The sequence below is a fragment of the Neolewinella agarilytica genome (genome assembly GCF_900110645.1).
GTDB lineage: Bacteria > Bacteroidota > Bacteroidia > Chitinophagales > Saprospiraceae > Neolewinella > Neolewinella agarilytica.
On the sequence record NZ_FOFB01000029.1, the window covers coordinates 41,268 to 62,647 of the forward strand.

7 protein-coding genes are annotated in these 21,380 nt (G+C 54.6%); 5 read left to right on the top strand and 2 right to left on the bottom strand.

Going from position 1 to position 21,380, the window contains the following annotated elements; all coding sequences use genetic code 11:
• Positions 1–96 precede the first annotated feature (96 nt).
• On the bottom strand, positions 97–10,641 hold the full coding sequence (locus BM123_RS20245; RefSeq protein ID WP_090172328.1) for an HYR domain-containing protein: 10,545 nt from the start codon (positions 10,639–10,641) through the stop codon (positions 97–99).
• A gap of 579 nt (positions 10,642–11,220) precedes the next feature.
• On the bottom strand, positions 11,221–13,938 hold the full coding sequence (gene mutS, locus BM123_RS20250; protein ID WP_090172330.1) for a DNA mismatch repair protein MutS: 2,718 nt from the start codon (positions 13,936–13,938) through the stop codon (positions 11,221–11,223).
• A gap of 538 nt (positions 13,939–14,476) precedes the next feature.
• Here mutS and BM123_RS20255 point away from each other — a divergent pair.
• The 5 genes from BM123_RS20255 (at position 14,477) to BM123_RS20275 (ending at position 21,373) form a co-directional block, all read left to right on the top strand.
• The gene (locus BM123_RS20255) at positions 14,477–15,730 is read left to right on the top strand and encodes an Nramp family divalent metal transporter (RefSeq protein WP_175489486.1); all 1,254 of its coding nucleotides are present in this window, start codon (positions 14,477–14,479) and stop codon (positions 15,728–15,730) included.
• A gap of 284 nt (positions 15,731–16,014) precedes the next feature.
• Positions 16,015–18,300 (top strand): phosphotransferase family protein, encoded by a 2,286-nt coding sequence (locus BM123_RS20260; protein ID WP_090172334.1) that lies wholly within the window; start codon positions 16,015–16,017, stop codon positions 18,298–18,300.
• Between the two features lies 1 nt (position 18,301).
• Complete coding sequence (locus BM123_RS20265) at positions 18,302–19,048, top strand: acyltransferase (protein WP_090172336.1); 747 nt, start codon at positions 18,302–18,304, stop codon at positions 19,046–19,048.
• Positions 19,045–20,256 (top strand): glycosyltransferase, encoded by a 1,212-nt coding sequence (locus tag BM123_RS20270; RefSeq protein WP_090172338.1) that lies wholly within the window; start codon positions 19,045–19,047, stop codon positions 20,254–20,256. The genes BM123_RS20265 and BM123_RS20270 overlap by 4 nt, the downstream gene beginning before the upstream one ends.
• 4 nt (positions 20,257–20,260) lie before the next feature.
• The gene (locus BM123_RS20275) at positions 20,261–21,373 is read left to right on the top strand and encodes a glycosyltransferase family 4 protein (protein WP_090172340.1); all 1,113 of its coding nucleotides are present in this window, start codon (positions 20,261–20,263) and stop codon (positions 21,371–21,373) included.
• Positions 21,374–21,380 lie beyond the last annotated feature (7 nt).

Genomic DNA, 21,380 nt, shown 5'->3' on the forward strand with positions numbered 1-21,380 from the left:
GGATTCTCAAGACGAGTTACCGTCAGAACAAAAACGGCACCTGAGGCAATGCTGCTTCAGGTGCCGTAATTATTTCAGCGTATAAAATCTGCTGGCTTACTTCAGTACAATCATGCGCCGGGTGGCTACCCAGTCTCCGGCAGTGACCGTGTAAGTATAAATCCCTGCAGTCTTGTTCAGCATACGGTGGTCTACCACAAGACTATTGTAACCCACCATTCCTTCCCGGAGGAATTCCTGAACAAGCCGGCCGGTAGCATCCCTGATGGAAACTGTTACTTCAGGCTTAGCTTCTGCCAGGTGGAAACCGATGATGGTTTGGTTCCGGACGGGGTTAGGTACGTTTTGCAGCAACTCGTTGCGTAATGCAGTGGTCTCATTTTCCTTGAAGACCAGGGCGAGATCACGTAATTGGCCCGTGTTTCGCTCGTATGCTTCGGCAGGGGTGTACTGGCTGCCCAAGAGAAGCCCGCTGCTCAGCCTGTCATCGCTGTTGGCCTGAACGAGAAGGGTAAAGAGAACTTCCTCTCCGGTCCAGTTCGCAGGAGTGGTAGCGGAAGCCCAGTTCCAACTGCTGGTAATGAGCCCGCGTTCGGCGAATGTCCAGCCGAAATTACCGCTGGGAACCAAGCCAGGTTCAATACCCGTGACTTCAAGAATAGTGGGGTCAAACTGCAGCGTGAACTGATAGCCATCCACTTCCGGCAGTGCCTGCGCACTGACCGGAATGCGGAAAGTCTCTCCCGTGCGGAGCCGAACCTCGTCCGTTTCCATCTCCAGACTTCCCCGTAGATTCCGGGGAACTGCAGGCATCCGGGCATTCGCAACGGCTGACTGGTTAATGTCTCCGAGTTTAATGCCGACGAAGTCAGCGCCGTTTACGGTGGTCGTCAGGTTGTTGTAGTTGCTCACACTGGGGAAAGTTTCCGCCCACGGGTTATCCGATTGGCTGAAGGCAAAATCGGAGGGGATGAATAGCCAGCTCGGGTTGTCATTCGGGAAACCATCTGCCAGTCCGAGAATCAGGCGGCGGATAGAGATAATGTCTCCCACATTGATTTCTGTGTTCCCGTCTACGTCAGCAGCCAATCGGTTGTAGGGGCCATCCAGCGCCTGAACACCAAGGATATGACGGGTGATGCCGACGATGTCCGAAGTGCGTACACCATTGAGGAAGTTGCTGAAATGAGAGGGCGTAAGGGTGTAATCTCCTCCCTGTGGAAGTGCTTCGAAGGAGAAGCTTCCATCCTCCGGCGTGGTCATTTCTCGCGAAAGTCCTGCTGACCCACTCAGGTGGATGACGACGTCCTCCACGGGGTTGTTCGCACGGTCCGTAATGGATCCGGCGAGTTGAGCAAAGCCTCCTGCTTCACAAGGGTTGATGTCGCCGTTAGATTGTACTTCCACAACAATCTGACAGTAGTCAGAATTTCCCGCAGCATCGAAGGCGTAGAGTCTGAGGGGAACTGTTCCATTGCTATAATCATTACAGTCGAGGGTGAGGCCCAACTGATCAGCAGTGGGTGTGAAGCCGGCATCGACGGCCGTCGTTTCCCGGTACAGGCCGTAGGTGTCGATGGCATTACCAAAGCAATCTGCAATCGGACTGGCAACAAAGTCGCTTGCCCATATGGCGGCAATACCGCCTCCTTGTCCGTCAGGCATCAGGCTGACCGTCAGGGTCTGAATACAGATGGGCGTCGGGGCACGGTTGGGGGAGACGCAGAACTCGATGAGTTCGTTGTCGAAATTACCACAGCCGTCGTTGGCATTGATTCGTACCGCATGCTGGCCGGTGGGAATACCGGTAAGCCGAATGACAAAAGCGCCGGTTACGTCCGTCGTTAGTTCCGTGGCGGAGAGTGATCTCATTGGGAGGAAACCATCTGCAGCTACGTAGTTCAGATCCAGTTGGGCGGTAACGATTGGCGTAGAGCATTCGTCCTCCGCCGTGAAGTTGAGTACAACGGTGGCACTACATTCTTCGCTTTCGCCACTGAAGCATTCCGTCGGATGGCTACTGTTAATTACCGGTGCCACCTCGTCATACACTTTGATATACTGCACGTAGCGGAAGGCTCCGCGACTGTCATCAATGCTATAGGGCAGTTCTTCGGTCGTGTGATTGCCATCATCTCCGTCGTCAGTGTCGTTCCCGTTATCCAGAAGCTGGTCCCGTTGCGGAGCTCCTTCATTAAGGTTGCGATCGCTAAATCGGGAAAGAAAAGCCAGGTCGTCGGTCGTATCATTGATCTGCTCGCCACGAATAACATTCAGGTACAGCAGCTGGCTTTCGGGGTCGCGGTTCATTCTGCCATCACGGGGAATCAGGTAGGGGTCCCCCAGGGTGTTGTATTCGCACCAGTTAATGACGTCATAGGTGACACGCAGTTTGAAGCATTCGTCTCCGGCATCAATCGTCCGAAGGGTATCTACGTGAGTGTCGATGGCGAAAAGGTCACAGGCGAAGGAAGCCGTAATCAGCTCTTCGTAACCGGGGATGTCGGCGCAGGTGCCGCTTTCATCCGTCGGGAAGGTAAGCTGGTAATCAAAGACACCAATAACATTGATCGTCTGTGTGCAGACTGTACTATTGGTCAGTCCTACACCATCAGTTGCGGTGAATACGCGAGTCAGTTGACCTATGCCACAGCTATTGACACTACCGGAAACGGACTGACTGACTGATGCTCCGCAGTTGTCTACGGCGTGGGCGCTGCCAAAAGCAGCGTCCAGCTCAATATCGCTGGCTTCGGTGATGTCATTGGGGAGGCTCTCCCTATAGTCAATACAAGTGATCGTAAGGTCTGCAGGAGGTTCACACTCAGGAGTGATTTTATCCTCTACGAGTATCTCTGTCCAGCAGGAGGAGGTGTTCCCGTTCTCATCGGTTACCCGTAGTTCTACATTGACCAGACCTTCCAGATCGCAGCAGTTGAAGTCAACCGTCTGGCCCCATTCAGTCAGAGAGTTGGTTGCCAGTGGCTCACAAGTGGTCGGGTCAAATTCGTAGGACCGGCGGATGGCCAGCTCAATACTACTGCAAAGATCCTGGCTGTTACCATCAATATCTTCTATATCCAGGCTGGCAACTCCGCCACCGTTAAGTGATACGTTGAGGCCATTCTCACAGCTGGCCGTCGGGCCAACCTGATCTACTACGGTAATATTGAAAATGCACTCACTGTAGCGACCACATTCGTCTTCAACTTCGTAGCGAATGGTAAATATGCCTTCGTTCAAACCGGAGAGTACGTAAGAACCATCATTGATCCGCAGGAGATCTCCGGCACTGACGGAGACGGTGTAAGTATAGTTAGTACAGCCTGTCTCTACGACGGGAGGCGGGATATGATAAGCGCCGTTACAATCAATACTGTTGGTACTGATGGTGACATCGTCAGGGCAACTCAGGCGTGGGTTCTCAAAGTCCAGCACCCGTATGATCTGTACTGCCTCAATCGGGTTCACTCCGGGGATAACGGGTTGGCAGGTATTTCGCACCTTCCAGGTGCGGATAATTTCATAACTGCCGGCACAGATGTTATAAACTTCGTCGGAGTACAAGTAACTGGCGCTGCAAAAGTTGGTGGTGAATATATTGGCACCATCGTCAACGAAGGGGAAACCGGTGTTTTCCGGATCAGTGAGGGTAGGGTCATTGGCTGCTGCTACACAATTGATGGCCGGGCTAACGTCTCCGTCCAGGTCGGCGGGAAAGCGGACTGTGGCCAGGTCGAATGCCTCAATTGTAATGGTTTGCACACAGCTGCTGGAGTTGCCGAAGGCATCGGTTACTTTCCAGGTTCTGCGCAGTATGGCGCGGGGATCATCGCAAGCTTCATTGCGCTGTAGTGTGTCTGCATGAGCAACCGTTGCGCCAGCCAAGGCACAGCTAAGCAGGGTAGGGGAACCCATGGCGGTAACATCAGTAGCTGCGTTGCAGCTTACGATGGTGTCTTCAGGACAGATAAACTCAGGTGCTGAGAAAAATCCTACGTCAATTCTACCCCAACAGCTTACGTCGTTTCGAGGGTCATAGACCTGGTAGCGAATCTCTCCGCCAATCTGGTCAATACCAACGAGGTTGGTGGCCAGTGTATCAAAGTCTCCGGCGGCGTTCCGTTGCAGGAGCCTCAGCTCGTAATTGTCATAGCAGTAATATTCATCACCGGCCAGGACCATATCCGCAATGATAAGTTGCTCACAGTTTCCGGGAATGTGAACGTTAATCTGTTCGATACAAGCCATCTGTGCCAGGGCCGGTTCGTACTCTACAATGGTAACGGTGTAGGTACAGGTAGTGGTATTACCCGCTGCATCAACGACAGAAAACAGCACGTCATTAACCCCGATGGGTAATGCTTCGTGGAAAGGAGGAGTGCCAAAAATGGAGACTACTCCGCAGTTGTCTGTAGCGGTATAATCACTCGGTCGGTAAGATTTTTCGCACTCTCCCCCTGCAAGTTGAATGGTTACATCAGCCGGGCAGGTAATAACGGGAGGCTCGGTATCGTCCACAGTTACGTCAAAGGCACAGCTACTACTGTTGCCACTTCCGTCCGTAAGTGTATACCGAACGGTGTTGATGCCAACGGGGAAGAAAAAGGTCACGTCAGTATTCTCGGGGAGAATGGTGAGGTCTTCCGTAACCAGAATACTTCCGCTGCTATCAATGATTTCCCAAAGAACACTTCCTCCGGGGCAGTTGTCAAATAAAATAGCATGCTGCCAGCTGTAATCAGCACCACAAACACCCGGATCGTTTTCCAGGACAGCGGTGTAATCCGGATAAGCCTCGCGGGAGCTGATGAAAAGTATGGTGGAGGCGATCACCGCAGGTGCAGTGTTTTGCTGACCGTTATGACCGATGCGAAGGGTCCAGTCTCCAATCATGGATTCACCATTGAAAGCCTCAATGTCTCCGGCGGGCATTACGAGTAGCCCGGCGCTGTTTAGCAAGCCGCAGCCCTGGTCAATGACCGGGCCGAAGTCTCCGTCAAAGGTGAATTCTATGGCATTCGTGCCGGGGCAGGCCCCGGTGGCTAGTTCTGCTTCTGTGCCTTCGGGACTGATGAGCGTGAAGGTCAGGTTACCCATATCGCCAGCCATACCCTGAAGGTTCAGGTTGACGTCAGCAACGATCAGGTCGTCGGTCACAGTGTATACCGTTTCAATACAGTCGCCGTAGGCCACGTCAATAGCTCCGGCAATGTAGGCTTCATGCTCTCCGTAAAGACCACAGACTGCCGCCTCATCGTCGTTCACCGTAACGGTGAATGGCGCGCATTCTATCCGGGTAGTAGGCTGTGCCTGAATCGCAGTGGCAGCTCCGTTAGGCACGGGCTGAGCCAGGCCGGGGTTCAACGCCCCGAAGGTAGCCGATTGGCAGGCTGCGCCGGCCATAAAGTCATCGGCCGTATTTGTGTCCCACACGGTCGTCCGGACGATTCCGGCGCCGTTAGTTGGGGCGGCAGTACCCGACCAGTAATCAGCTGCCGGCGTGCCGTTCAGGTCATAACCACTGATGGCGGCTACGTCAAGTATCGCCCGGGACAGGCTCAACACGTAAGCAGCGGGCTCACCGATCGGCAGGTTCTCTGCTCCGGGGACATTGAAGAAGTTGTCCGCAGGTGAATTCGTGCCGTCACCAAAGTGTATCGTCAGGGTTCCGCCGGGCTCCAGATAGGTGAAAGTAGGAACGGCGTAAGAATCTGTTCCGCCGGCGTGTATGCGCTCAATCATAAGACAGCTAACGTCCATCACGGCACGGTTGAAGTTTGTGATTTCGAGGTAGTCACCATCCGCAGGGTTACCGGTGCTAAAAGCAGGAGGCATCACGTTGCCGTCATCTGTATTCCCCAGATCATGGGTGATTTCGGTAATGAGCAGTAGCGGCATGTCCTGGGTCGCGTAAGAGACAGTACTCGTTCCCTGATCGAAGAAAGTGCCGCTGGCATCGTCGAATCCACTGGAGAGAAGGTTACCGTCCGCATCATCGATGCGGTAGATGACGGTCAGGTTGTCGAGGCAATTGTCTTCAATGCCTGTTGGGGCAATGTCTTCGATGATGGCTCCACAATCACCGGGATCAGTGGCGGCGGTCACCTCGTCAGGGCAGTCATAGCTGGGCGGAAGGAAGATATCGTTGACGATCACCTTTACGTCACAGCGTAGTTTGTTTCCGGTTTCATCAACGGCTTCGAAGGTGTTGATGGTGATACCTACGGGGTAGAGATCGCCGGATACCAGCCCGGTCATATCCACCTGCGTTACGATCGGGGAGGAACAATTATCCCCGGCAAGTGGCAGGGAGTAGTTAGCGAAGGCCTGGCATTCTCCTTCGATGGCGTTTACGATTACGGCGGGCTCTACGCAGTTCAGGAAGAAGGGCTTGTCGTCATCTTCCACGCTTACGTCAAAGCTGCAACTACTAAAGTTGCCTACGGCATCTTCTGCGTAGTAAGTCACGGTGGAGGTGATCAATGCCGGACTGACATGTTGAAACTCATAAACACCGTTGAACATCTCCGGATCAGGGTTGGTGATGTCGGGGTTCAGCAATGCCGTCAGGTCAAATGGTCCGCTGAGGGACCCATCGGGGTTGGTAATGGTATAGGTGTAGAGGATGACGTCACAGTTGTCCGTAGGCAGGGGATGTGCCCAGGTGTATTGTGCTTCACAGAGGGATTCTTCGGTGAATAGTGATACGGGGCCCAGGTCTTCGCAGAGAATCTCCGGGGTTCCGTTTTCGTCGTCATTGTCACAGCTTCCGGAACGGAAGAGCTCACAACCGCGGGCATCCACAATGGTGAAAGACCAGGTCGGTTGTGTATAGTCAACGAGGAGAGACCCCAAATCCTGGGCAAAGTCTGCTGTGTCAAAAGTCATGGCACCTGCGGAAGCGCCCAAATCCCCGAGGTACATGAATTCACCATCCTGATCGTCGGCGATGCCATCATTGTCCACATCGAGTTTAACACCGCTGTACTGAATGGTGTAAGGCTCGAGTCCACCAGTGATTTCGCCGAGCTCAACAATTCGGTCATTCTGAACAATACACATACATTCAGGAGCGTCCATCGCAAGTGGCTGGCGGAGTTCGAACACATCGGTCGTCAGGATAAAACACCCATCGAGCTGGTTCACTCCGGCGGTAACCTGACCGCCGATCCCCAGCACGTAGCTGATGGTAACAAAGCCCGTGCCCGTACCCGGCGTGTAAACGCCGGTGAGGGGATCAATAAAGCCAGCATCTCCCGGGTCATTAACGCTGGTACCACGTTGGGTGCCAGATCCGGGAATGGAAGGGTTGTAGCCGGTAATACCAAATACGCCACCAATGTCATCTCCGTTGCCCAGCTCTTCCAGATGGTTAAAGGTCGTTCCGTCAGGATGAGCAATGGTGAGGTAGTTGCCAAAATCCAGTTGTTCTTCATTATTGGCCTCCAGACAGAGTTCCGGCACGTCAAGGGTTAGGGTGAATTCTTCGAAGTAGTCCGTTACGGTTACCAGAGCAAGACAACGTCTTTCATTGCGTTCATCGGTCATGGGGTTGCCATCATTTTCGGCGGTGTCCCGGACGCGGAGGATGACGGTCTGCTGGCCTTCCTCGAAGCAGTCGAAAGAAACGGAGGGGCCGAAAACCATGTCAGTGCGGGCGATGCTGAAATCCAAACCTGCAGCAGGTGTACAGTTGTCCGTGCTGCCACCTTCTATATCGGCAACGGTAACAATGGCCTGCCCCTGGTCATCAAGACGTACTTCAACGTCACGACATTGAGCTGATGGTTTTTGCAGGTCTTCGATGATGACGTCGAAGTCACAGGTTTGGGTCTGGGTAGCGCCCGCTGCGTCCACATAAGTCATCGTATAGGTCACCGTGGTGGTGCCTGCGGGGAAGGTTGTGCCACTGGCGTCATCCGTTCCGGCATTCGGGGTTGCACCCGGGGCGGTCCAGGTAATGGTGGTTTTGCAGCCCAGGCCCTGAAGGGGGGTAAGACCAGTAACGACACGGCCACACTGGTCAATGTCGTTAGGCAAAACGATGGTTTCAGGGCAGGAGAGCAGCGGGTCTCCAACGGAGACGAAAACGTCGAAGCTGTCCACCACCGTCTGGCCGTTACAAGCCGTGGCGGTGTATTCGACGCGGTAGAGATTCGGATTGTTGGGGTCTACCGGGTTGGGATTCGGGATGGCAAGCACTTCGCCGGAAACCGGGCCGCCGGTTTGAGCAACGTCTTCGATCACGAGGCCCGTGCAGGCATCAATAGCGATGGGAGCTGACCAGGTGGCCGGGCTGGAACAGTTAGTGCCGGAAGCGAAAACGTATTCGGTGGGAAAGTTCAGAAACTGGGGGTCCTGATCATTCTGTACGGTGATGGGCAGGTCGGCGTAGTCGGAAGGAGCGATGTTGATGTTCAGCCCTGCTGTCGTCAGTGCCTGGCGAATGATTGGCCCGGCAACGGGAATGAAGTCAATGGGTAGCAGGTCGATCAGGTTAGTCCCCTCCGGACTTACGCAGGGAGAATACGGAGCCTTAATGGCGGCAGCGAGGTTCCGAACGGTAATGACTCCTTCGCCCTGTACGTTGTTGGGTACGAAAGCGGTGCCGGCGGCAGAGCCGTCAAAGATCATTCCACCCTGCTCGAGAACGGTGTCAAAGGCTCCGTCTCCGTCGGTGTCCGCCCAGACGACGGCAACGGAGGTGCTTTCAATTACCTGCTGAAGTGGATCAACAATCAGGGTACGCGGAGTAATGCTGCAAATGGTCCCAAATCCGTCTATTTCAAAGTTGAGGAAAGAGAGGGGCATGAAGTTGTCCACCAGAATACAGGGGTCAAAAAGGCCCAGGTCAACACATAGGTTGGGGGAGCCTCGCGGGCCGCAATCACCACAGAAGCCGGCGGGAAAGGGAATGGAGAACATGGCTGCATCACAGATGAAGCCGGCACCAATTTGCTCAAGAATGGGATCGTCCAGTAACGGTCCGGCGGGAAATAGCGCGTCATTTAAACCAGCGTCCCAGCTGACGTCCAGCCCGTCGTCAATACAACTAATGATGGCTTCTTCCGTGCCCCCCATCGAGGGGTTGTTTTGCATCACGTAATCACCGGGAACGACGGAGGCTTCGTAGAGATCAAAACCCGTAAGAGCGCCAAAATCGAAGGAAATACCAAAGATACTGAAGCCGAAAGATGAGTTCACTTGAATGGGGCAAACAGCGGCCGGCGGGTCGAAGAGGGTACAATCTTCGTTACAACCGAAACTGGAAATGGTAATATCGCGACAACGGATGAGGTTGCAGTCGAAGTCGGCGGTACAATCGCCGGCAGTGGTTACCGTTTCTTCCAGGCAGATCCGGACGGTACCTAAGGCAGGTACTGCCGGGTCGAGGCGGCTCACGGAAATAAGGGGAACATCAGCCGTGGGGTTAGTAAGGCTTACGGCTACACCGCTGCCTTCTGCTGACCAGGCGATGCTGGAGGTGCCGACGTAGTCGGGGCTACTGCGGTCAATCACAATGTCAAGCGGTGCAGTACCGTCCCAACAAGTGGCGGAAGAGGTGATTTGAAAGTTAGGGGCGACCCGCTCGGGGAAAAACACGAATGCATCGTCGGAGTAGGGCGTATTGTTGCAGCCATTTACGTTAGGCAGGGTATAAGTAACATTGACACAACCCAAACCATCAAAAGTGAGATTGTTGCCATTGATAGTGGCACCCGCCGTAGAGGTGGTGAAGGTGCCGCCCTCTGTGGTACTGTCAGTAAACAGGGACGTAAGGTTGATACCCGTTACCCCGCAGGCGAGCACCTGATCATCGACCGTCGCTACGGGAGTGGGGAAGATGTTGATGTCCGTGTCGGCAAAGAAGCTACAGCCGAACACTTCGTAGTTGTAGCGCACGATATATTGGCCGGGGTCTGCAGCACTGACGTCAATGGCACCCGTAGTAGTATTGAATCCTGGCGTAGCAGGAAATATTTCATAGCTGACAAGGTCTCCCGTCGCGGTGCCGTTTGGTGGCGTGCTGCTGAAGGTAACGTCTGTGCCGTCCTGGCATTGATCGGCCGGAGAACTGATGCTTACCTCCACTTCATAATCGAAACGGACTGAGCGGACGAAAGCATTAAATAAGTCAATGGTTGCATCACCGTTATCTGCTGCTGTCCAGCCCGTACCGAAATTGCTGAAGGAGATATCCAGGTCACCATCGCTGAGGCCACTATTGAGGTTTGCTTCCGGCAGGGTAATGATCTGGCAGAAGGGGTCACCGACGGTAGGGCTGCGGCCGTAAGCGCCGGAAGCAAAAGTTACGCCTTCAATAACGGTGCTCCAGGTTTCGGAGTCATTGTTCATGTCTCCGTAGAAACAGATTTCAATGGTCGCATCCGAGGTTGCGGTAACGTAAGAAGTGGCCAGGCTGGCGGGCAGCGTCGCGTAAGTGAGGGAGTAAGGCCCCTGATTGGTGTCGTAGTCTTCCGAAAGAGTTGTCCCTGCGCTGCCCGTAAAGGTACATTGTGCAGAAAGGCTGCCGAACCCACTGCTCACGAGAAGCAACAGGAACAGAAAACAACGATAATGATAAACGGAGGTAGAGATTACTCCGGCAGGAGGTGGATTTTTTACAAGAGTCGTCATGTGTGAAAGCTGAGATTAAAGTGAATGATCTAAAGAGTTCTTGTGTGAAGCAGGAAGCGGTGTGAAAAAAAGCAGATATAAAAGGTCAGAGGCCTCAGAAACATGAGGGAGTAAGATTCAATTACCCATGCTCCCTTTGGCGTTGGCAAGCCAGCGGCTTTTCTCAAAGCTGTCTGTGAGAGTTATAAGACCAGTGTTAGCAGGGGAGGGAGAAGAGCGATGATCACCTCCCGTTTGATTAGAATAGAAAGGCTTAAGCTACAAGTTTTAAATTGGAATGTGTCAATTTGTAGTGGTTAATGGTTATAAACAGGTGGTAAATAGCTGAAAACAGGTGTAAATACCTGTCGCTGACAAGAAGAGCGCAATGGAGAGGAGGAGGCTGATATGGCGGCGCGCGCAGGTGCAATGAAGGGAGTTGAAAGAGCCCTGACAGGGCGCTTTCGATTTCGCTTTCAGTAAAAAAACGTTGATTGCAGGCAAAGGCTGGCTGGCTTGCCAGCCCTGCTCTTTCGCTGGAATGTAATGGCGGGCTTCTGCCGCTAAGGGGCGATATGCCTAAGCCATTTTAGCTTAGGGCTACTCCTCTAACAACCCCCTTAACTCATTGAGCTTCATCATACACTCAATTGGTGTCATGTTGTTGATGTTGATCTCTTCCAGAGCGGCCTTAATGCGGCCGGCGGTAGGGTCTACCGTCTCAAAGATGGAGAGCTGGGGGGCGGGCTGAGAGAAAGTACTGGCGGCAACGGGCCGGGCCTGAGGACCTTGCTGTTCAACTTCCCCTGCACCTGCGTCTGCGCCAGAAGCCTCTCCCCCAGCCCCTCTCCGGGGGAGAGGGGAGCCGTCTGTCCCTTCGATATGTTGGCTTTCCAGCTGTGCCAGAATATCCGTTGCCCGGCGCACGATCTCCCGCGGCATGCCCGCCATCTGGGCGACGTGAATACCGAAACTGTGCTGGCTGCCGCCGGCCACGAGCTTGCGCAGGAAGATGATCTTATTGGCGTGCTCCTTGATGGCGACGTTAAAGTTGTTGATACGCTCCAGCCGGTCACCCAGCTCGTTGAGCTCGTGGTAGTGGGTGGCAAAAAGCGTCTTTGGCCGTGTTTTACCGTTGCTGTGGAGATACTCGGCGATGGCCCAGGCGATGCTGATGCCGTCGAAGGTGGAGGTGCCCCGGCCAATTTCGTCGAGCAGGATCAGGCTGCGATCCGTGATGTTGTTCATGATGCTCGCCGTCTCGTTCATTTCCACCATGAAGGTCGACTCTCCGGAGCTGATGTTGTCACTTGCCCCCACACGGGTAAACACCCGGTCGATGAGCCCGAGGCGAACGCGCTCGGCGGGCACAAAGCTACCCATCTGGGCCATGAGGCAAATCAGTGCCGTCTGCCGAAGCAAGGCAGACTTACCGCTCATGTTCGGACCGGTAATCATGATGATCTGCTGGCCGTCGGGGTCGAGGCTTACGTCGTTCGGGACGTACTGCTCCCCCACCGCCAGCTGCTTTTCGATGACGGGGTGGCGGCCCTGCACGATCTCGATATCCTTGCTTTCATCCAGCACCGGCTCCACGTAGCGGTTGCGGTTGGCGAGCTTGGCGAAGCTGAGCAGACAGTCGATCTGGCCCACCAGGCCAGCGTTGTGCTGGACGGGCGAAATGAACTGCTGCAGCCAGACGACGAGCTCTTCGTAAAGCTCTTCCTCTCGCTGTAAGATTTTGTCTTCAGCGTTGAGAATTTTGTCTTCCAGCACCTTCAGCTCTTCGGTGATGTAGCGCTCGGCGTTGGTGAGGGTCTGCTTGCGCGTCCACTCCTCCGGGGCTTGATCTTTGTATTTGTTGGTCACTTCCAGGTAGTAACCGAAGACGTTGTTGAAGCCGATCTTCAGGCTGCTGATGCCGGTCCGCTCCGCTTCCCGTTGCTGGATGCCGGCAAGCATGGATTTGCCGTTGCGCGTGATGTCGCGCAGCTCATCAAGTGCCGGGTCAAAGCCATCGGCGATGACGCCACCTTTGTGCAGATTGACGGCGGGAGCCTCCATCAACTGCCGGTCGATCTCGTCGCAAACGGCCGGCAGGGCGTCGAGCTTGTTGGCCAGTTGGGCCAGCGTTTCGTTGCCGGTGCTTTCCAGTAAGGTTTTGATGGGGCTGAGCGCGCAGAGGGCGTTAGCCAGTGCCCGGATTTCGCGTGGGTTGATCTTGCCCAGCGGTACCTTGGAGATCAGCCGCTCAAGGTCTCCGATTTTGCGGAGGTGTTCGTCGAGGTCCTGCAACAGCACGGCATCATCGACGAAGGCGCGCACAACGGTATGGCGGCGTTTGATGGCTTTATGGTCGAGCAGCGGCAGCACGACCCACTTGCGCAGCAGGCGGCCGCCCATGGGGGTAACGGTCTGGTCCATCACCTGCACCAGCGGTACGCCGTTGTCGTGCGGAGAGTGGAGAAGTTCGAGATTGCGAATGGTAAACCGGTCGAGCCAGACGTAGCGGTCGTTGGCCAGGCGGTTGATGCGGGTGATGTGCTGGAGGTTTTTATTCTCCGTCGTTTCGAGGTAATGCAGAATGGCGCCGGCGGCGATTTGGGCGAGTTCCATTTTCTCGATCCCGAAGCCCTTGAGGCTGGCGGCGTTAAACTGCTTGAGCAGCTTCTCCTGGGTATAGTCAGTAGTGAAGATCCACTCGTCGCGCGGCGTGAGGTAGAAGCGGTCGCCGAAGTAACCGAGGAACTCTTTTTTACGCCCTTTACTGATGAGCACTTCCTTGGGCTGGAAGCTTTGGAGGAGCTTATCAACGTAGTCTCCGGGGCCTTCGGCGCAGACGAACTCACCGGTGGAAATGTCGAGCAGGGCCAATCCGTGGTTGCCCTTTTTCCCTCCGGCAAAAGACACACAGGCGAGGTAATTATTGCTTTTGTGCTCGAGCATTTTGTCGCCTACGGCCAGGCCGGGGGTTACGATCTCGGTCACCCCGCGCTTGACGATCTTTTTCTCCTTCGAGGGTTTCTCGAGCTGCTCGCAGATGGCGACCCGGAAGCCGGCTTTGACCAGCCGTGGCAGGTACATGTCGAGGCTGTGGTAGGGGAAGCCGGCCAGCTCTACGTCGGAGCCGCCGTTGTTGCGGCTGGTCTGGATGATGCCGAGGGTCTGGGCGGCTTTCACGGCGTCTTCGCCGAAGGTCTCGTAAAAATCACCGACCCGGAAGAGCAGCAATGCGTCCGGATGCTTGGCTTTTACCTGAGCGTATTGCTGCATCAGGGGAGTGACTTTATTGGACTTCTTTTTTGCTGCTTTTGCCATGAGGGCGAAGATAGTTAAAGAGTCAAACAGTCAGGCAGTCAAATAGTCAGGCAGTCAAATAGTCAATCAGTCAGATAGTCAAGCAGTCAGATAGGTAATAAAGAGTCAAGGAGTGTTCCTAACGAGTGGAGCGAGCCTCTCGCTTGCGGTAGCTGCTCTTTGATTATGTGATTTTCTGACTACTTGACTAAAAAGGGCGCGGACGCAGGTGCAAGGGGGAGGGGGCAGGGCTAACGCATACTCACCGGACGCTCAAAGGAACTCAGCAATTTCGCCTCCGGCTCCATGGCTGAGCACACTTCGAGGTCCTAGACTGCCAATTTAGGACCTCGAAGTGTGCATTTTCCGTAGCGTAGCGAAGGATAAAATGTTCCTTTCCCTTCGGGGCTGCTTCGCGGTGAGGGTCCGGCTTCGAGTATGCGTTAGCCCTGGGGGAGAGACGTCTACGGCAGCAAAACCCCACTGGAATCTGCAATCTTTTATAGACGCGAAGAGAGGTGGTTGCGGTCTTTGCCCCCTTTCTCCCGATATTACCCTCATGCCCAACCTCTTTTCCCGCCTTAGCAATCGTCTCTCCGTCGGCATCCTCGTCGCCGCCACTGGCGTCGGGGCTGGCGACATTGTGCTGGCGGGCATTGCTGGCGGGGAGTACGGAATGCTTTTGCTCTGGGCCATTGTGTTGGGCGCCGTTCTGAAGTACGTACTTAACCTTGGCCTGGCGAAATGGGACGTCGCCACCGGTACGACCTTCCTGCAGGGTTGGGTGCAGCGTTTGCCGAAGGTGGTCTCGATCTACTTCGGTGTTTATCTCGTGTTCTGGGCCTTTTTGGTGGCGGGCACACTGATTACTTTCAACGGGCTGGTGGCCAACACCATATTCCCCTTAGCCGTAAGTGAGGCCGGCGGCGTCGCTATTTGGGGCGGCTTGCAGTCGGTGCTGGTGGCAGGGATGATTTATCAGGGCGGTTTCCGCTTAGTGGAAAATCTGATGAAGGCCTTCATCGGGCTCATGTTTATCGTGATGGTGGCGAGTGCCCTGATGGTATGTCCCAGTTGGCCGGAGATGATAAGGTCGAGCCTGTTGCCGCGTATGGGGACGGACCTGGCCTCCCTCCAATTCGTCGCCGGCCTGGTGGGCGGGGTAGGGGGGACGGTGACCATTCTTTGCTACTCCTACTGGCTGCGGGAAAAACAAGCGGGAGAAGCCGCCTCCCTGAAGGAAGTCCGTCAGGACCTGGGCGTAGCTTATGCGTTGACCGCTGTTTTCGGGATGGCCGTCATGATAATCGCCGCCGGCGTAGCCCCCGGAGAGATGAAGGGCTATAAAATGGTTGTGGCCATTGCGAACGAACTTGAAAGTATCCTTGGCGCCTTCGGACGCTGGGCTTTTTTGCTGGGCTTCTGGGCGGCGGTTTTTACCTCGATGGTCGGGGTGTGGAATGGGGTGCCTTATTTGTTTGCGGATTTTTTGCGGCAGTACCGGCAACGGATCAGCGGTCAGGAAAGCCCGGATTCTGCCCTGACACATTCCCCCGCCTACTGGTGGTTTCTGGCCTACCTGGCCGGCCCGCCCATCCTCATCGCTGCCTTCGGCAAACCTATCTGGATCGCCCTCGCTTACGCCATCTCCGGTGCCTTTTTCATGCCCTTTCTGGCCGCTCTCGTTCTTTATATGAACAACAAAGCCGCCTGGGTGGGCAAGCTGAAAAACGGCTGGGGGACGAACGCGCTGCTGGTAATCTGTTTATTGCTGTTTTTGGGCTTGTTGGTGGGGAAGGTGGCGGGGGGATAACGAAAACGATGGGGGTTCCCCCGCCGCCACGAGAGGCGACCCTCGGGGCCTGTTGCTAATTAAAGGGGATGAAAAAAGAACGATTGATTTTTATACCCTGCTTTTTTAGCCTCCACTGCACCTGCGGCCGCGCCCAAGCTCCCTCCGCTTTCTTTCCAGTATGAAAAAATATTTCCATTTTTTGGAACGATTGTTAATGTTGTGAATGTGTAAATATTTGATAATTAAGTTTTAGTGTTTTTTGCTCGATTCTTGCTCTCTCCAAAGGCATAATCGCAAGCAAGATGAGCACAGTATCAATAAGCAATGAACGGGAAGCCACGACGGAGGAGGGGCACGGCCTGTACATCCCCGGTGTTGACGGGCACCCCCGCTGGATATGGCCTGCGGACAGTAAGCGGCCGACCTTCCTTCAGTTCTTTCAGCCCATTAGCTGGAAGCAGCATATCTACGTGATCGTTATTCGGCTGATTTTCCTGCTTAGGTTGCAACAGCTGGTTTTCTCGTCCATCCCGCTAAAGGCAGATTTCACCAGGAAGGAAGATGGTTGGGCTGTTTTTACCGGAACTCCCGGCCCGAACCGGAAGCTGGTGATCATCAATAAGAAAGGGGAGATTGCCAAAGTGGCCGTTGGTAAAATGGCCATTCCTAACCTCCGTAACGAAGCGTTCTTGTTGCGGGATTTACAAGCTAATGAGCAACGATTTTCTTTTCGGGTGCCAAAGCTTATCCGCTATAAGGACGAGGAGCTGGTGATGGAAAAAATCCCCAGCCAGGGTACCTGGAGCCGCTTTACGCAACAGCACGCCACGGCCCTGTGGCAACTGCGCCGCGTGAAGGCTCATAATGGTTTGCTGAGCGATTGGCGGGAGTGGGACCGAATCCACGAAAGAATCAATCAGTTAAAAAACGAGCCGCACGCTGATATCCCCGTCGGACTCATTACTGATCTACTCAAGATGGTTGTGCAGGAAGACCGGACAGCAGCCGTCAGCTACGGATTGGCCCACGGTGATTTTACCCCCTGGAACACCCTGCGAACCAATGACGATCAGCTGGCGATCATCGACTGGGAACTGGGCCAGACGGAAATGCCCCTGGGCTTTGACTTCTTCCACTTTCACCTCCAGAACGGGATTATGGTGGAGCGAAAAAGCTGGCAGCAGATCTATCGCGGAATGCAGGAGGTACTCACGGAAGAGACCCGCTCCGCTCTGTTCGGTAATGCGGAGGCAGACGTTGACCGTTATCTGCATCTTTACCTGATGTATCACATCTCTTACTATCTGTCGCTGTACCAGCAACAGCAGGATTGGCACCAACAGATTTACTGGCAACTGGACGTATGGTCGGATGCACTCGTCTCACTGCTTGATCCGGAAGATCAGCGCAGAGCACTCCTCTCCCGCCTCTTTGATGGCCTGAAAAACCGCGACTACGCAGTACTGAAAATGGAGCACGAAGATCCGCTGGCTTTGCCGCCAGGTAGCGATCTGGATATTCTGCTCAGCCGGGAAGATGCCCGTCAGCTGGTTGATCTGCTGGAGCGCTACCCGCTCCTGGCCCGGGCGAAGGTGGTGCGGAAGTCTTTCATGACCTCCCTGCTGCTGGTCCTGCAAGACGGGCAGATCCTCAGCGTTGACCTGATCTGGAAGCTGAAGCGCAAAGCGACTGTTTTCATGGATGCCGGCCGGATGATTCAACGAGCGGACAAAAACCGCTACGGTGTTCGGGTGGTCTCTGCGCAAGACACCCGCCGCTACGTCGAGCTGTTCTACGGCCTGAACGGGGCGGAGGTGCCCGCCAAATTCGGGCACTTAGAGACTTTTCCGGGAGAGGCTAACTCACTGGCGGAAAACAAAGGGAGCCAGGGGCTGGGCAACCGGGCCGCTTATCTGCTGGACACGCTGCGGACGATGGTCTACAACCGGGGCTTTCTGATCACTTTCTCCGGGGTGGATGGGGCAGGAAAGAGTACCATCATTGAGCGGGTAGTGACAATGCTCGACAAGGAATTTCGCCGGCCCGTAAAAGTGCTGCGGCACCGGCCGTCGGTTTTGCCCATCCTGAGTGCCTGGCGCTACGGAAAGAAAGGGGCGGAGGAAAAGTCTATGGCCAGTCTGCCCCGTACGGGGAATAATACCAGCCTGGTTTCTTCCCTGCTCAGGTTTAGCTACTACTACCTCGACTATCTGCTTGGGCAGTGGTACGTCCACTTCCGATACGTGCTGCGGGGCTACGTGGTGGTGTATGACCGCTATTACTACGACTTCATCATTGACCCACGACGGACCAATCTCGAGCTGCCGGGCTGGGTCACGGCTGCGGGCTTCCGCTTACTCCAAAAACCGGCACTCAACTTCTTCCTGTACGCTGACCCGGATACGATTCTGGCCCGGAAACAGGAGCTGGACCGGGATACCATTGTCTCCCTCACCAAACAGTATCGTAACCTTTTCGAAGGCTTCGAAAAAAAGAACACCTCCGGGCAGTACGTCAATCTGGAAAACGTCGTACTGGAAGACAGCCTGCAGGCCATTCGAACTTCTCTACTCAAGCAAAACGTTTAGGATGAAAGCGCTCATTAATCAGATTATCCGCCTGAGAAACCCTGGTTTTACCTTTTCTGAAGAGGTGGATGGCAGAATGGTTTTCCTCTTTTTGTGCCGTACCGCTTTCTCCATGTTCAGAGGGTTACGGGTGCTGCTGCTGGGCAAACGTCCGAAGGGCCTGTTATTGGGAAAAGGCGTTTCCTTTTGGTACAGCCATAAGATCAGCTTTGGCCGCTTTGTAAAGCTGGGGAAGGAAGTGTCTTTACGGGCACTTGGCCGGGAGGGAATTACTTTAGGTGACAACGTCAGCATTGGTGATTACAGCAAGCTGGTGGTGAGTACGACGCTGGACAATCCGGGCGTTGGCATCCGCATCGGCGATAATGTCGGGATGGGGGAATTCGCCTACCTCGGCGGCGCCGGCGGACTGACGATTGGTGATGATTGCATCATCGGGCAATACTTCAGTTGCCATCCCGAGAATCATCATTTTCAACGTACTGACCTGCCCATCCGCCATCAGGGCGTGAACCGACAGGGTATTTCGGTGGGAAATGATTGCTGGATCGGAACGAAGGTCACGCTGCTCGACGGTGTCAGTATTGGCGCTCATTCGGTTATTTCAGCCGGCGCCGTGGTGACTAAATCGTTTCCCGCTTACAGTGTCCTCGCCGGGGTGCCGGCCCGGGTGATCAAAGTGCGGAAACCGCAGGAGATCATTGCTCCACAGCCATCCGTCGAACCTGCCTTAACCGTTGCCTCATGAAAACCATTCTCGCTACCACTTACGCCGTGAACCCCTACAAGGGCTCCGAAGACGCCATGGGCTGGAACTATGTTTGCCAGGTTGCCCGCTTCCATAAGGTCATTGCCATTACCCGGGAGAATAACCAGGAGCATATCGAGAAATTCATGGAGGAAAACCCGGATGAGCTGTACGCAAATATTCAGTTTGTCTACTATGATCTGCCCAAATCTTTACGCTGGTGGAAGAAAGGGACTTGGGGGTCTATGCTCTACTTTTTGCTGTGGCAAAAAGGAGTAGTTGGCTTCGTGCGGGATCAGGGGCTGACTTTTGACATTGCCCACCATCTTAATTTTCACAACGACTGGAGCCCGAGCTACCTCTGGCAGCTGGGCAAACCCTTCGTCTGGGGGCCGATTGGTCATCACCCCACGATCCCCGCCCCCTTCCGGGAAAACATGCCTCTGGCTGATAAAGCTAAAGGCCTGCTGACGGGGCTCATCAAACGTTACTTCTGGAACTGGAGCACCGCGCTGGAAAACACCAGAGCGAAGGCGGACTACATCTGGTGCATGAATGACTCCGTGCCTGAAGTACTTGACCTCAGTGGGAAGAAATACCACATCTCTCCTTCCGTAGCTTCGCAGGATTACGGCTGGTTGCCCGAACGGAAAGAGAGCACCTTCGAGGTGCTGAGTGCGGGCAGACTGGTCCACATGAAGGGCTTTGATCTGACCCTTCGGGCATTTGCCCGCTTTGCAGAGGCTAACCCTCAGCTTAATGCCGTCCTCACCATTGTGGGCGATGGCCCCGAAAAAGAGCGTCTGTTAGAGCTGGCCGACTCACTAGGCATCCGCTCCAGGCTCAATATGATTAACTGGATTCCGCGATCCGAATTGATGGACATCATGAAGAAGGCTTCCGTTTTCCTGTTCCCTTCTCACGAAGGTGCCGGCATGGTGGTGCCCGAGGCTCTGTCCTTCGGCCTGCCCGTACTCACTATTGACAATTGCGGCCCCGGCCGCTTCGTGGAGCCTGCTTACGGGCTCGTGGCGGAAGCCGACAGCTATGATGGTACGGTAGATCGCCTGGCCGAAGGCCTGGCGGGTATCCAACGTAACCAAAAGGAATACGCTGCCATGCGCATTGCCGCCAGAAAAGCCTTTGAAGAAAAATTTGCCTGGGACCGGCGCGGTGAAGCCCTGCAAACCATCTACTCAAACCTCTGAAGCCATGACCAGAATCTTTGCCTTTCACCTGCTTAATGATTACAGCGGCAGCCCCAAAGTGCTGGGGCAGCTCCTCAAAGGATGGGCGGATCAATACCGGGTGCATCTTTACACCAGCGACTCAACGCCAGGCTTCTTAAGCGGGATTGATGGTATTCGCTACCATTCCAATTTTTACCGTTTTCATCAATTCATTCCGCTGAGGTTACTGGTCCTGCTGTTCTCCCAGTTGTTTGCCTTGGGGAGTTTGTTGTTCAGGGTGAAGAGGGAAGATGTGGTCTACATCAATACCATTCTTCCTTTTGGAGCTGCGATTGCGGGGAGGATCAGAGGAGCGAGAGTCATTTATCACATTCACGAGACGTCGATAAACCCAAAGGTTTTTAAGCAATTCCTCCTTTTCTGGGTGAAGGCATGCGCAACGGAGGTCATCTACGTATCCGACTTCTTAGCCAGCGAAGAACCGCTTGATAAGCCCCGGCACATACTGTGGAATGCTATTGAGGATGAGTTCAGGAATAAGGCAGCGGCTCATCGGCGGGCAGACGGGCAACTGAGCAATGTTTTGATGCTCGCCTCCCTGAAAAAGTATAAGGGGGTGGATGAATTCGTTGTGATTGCGGAGGCTTGCCCCGAGCTTCAATTTGAGCTCGTAGCCAACGCTGCTGAGCAGGACATTGCGGCCTATTTCGGCGAGCGGAAGCTTCCGGAAAACCTGACGATTTACCCCGCTCAGCGAGACGTACATCCATTCTACCAAAGAGCCGACGTAGTGATGAATCTCTCCCGGCCGGAGGAGTGGAAAGAAACCTTTGGGCTAACGGCCCTGGAAGCAATGATTTACGGCCTGCCCGTTATCGTCCCACCGGTGGGGGGAATTGCAGAGATCGTTATGGACGGGCAGACGGGCTTTCACCTCAATGGCAAAGACACTCCTGCAATCGTCAGCACCCTCCGGGCACTGAAGGCTGATCCTCACCGCTACCGAAGCATCAGTGAGGCGGCTGCCGCGCACGCCACTACTTTCTCCGAATCACACTTTCTGGCGCAAAACCTGCAATTGATTGAACGGCCAGCGTCTCCCGAATGTAGAGTTGGATTCCAGAATGTGGAATGATTTACAA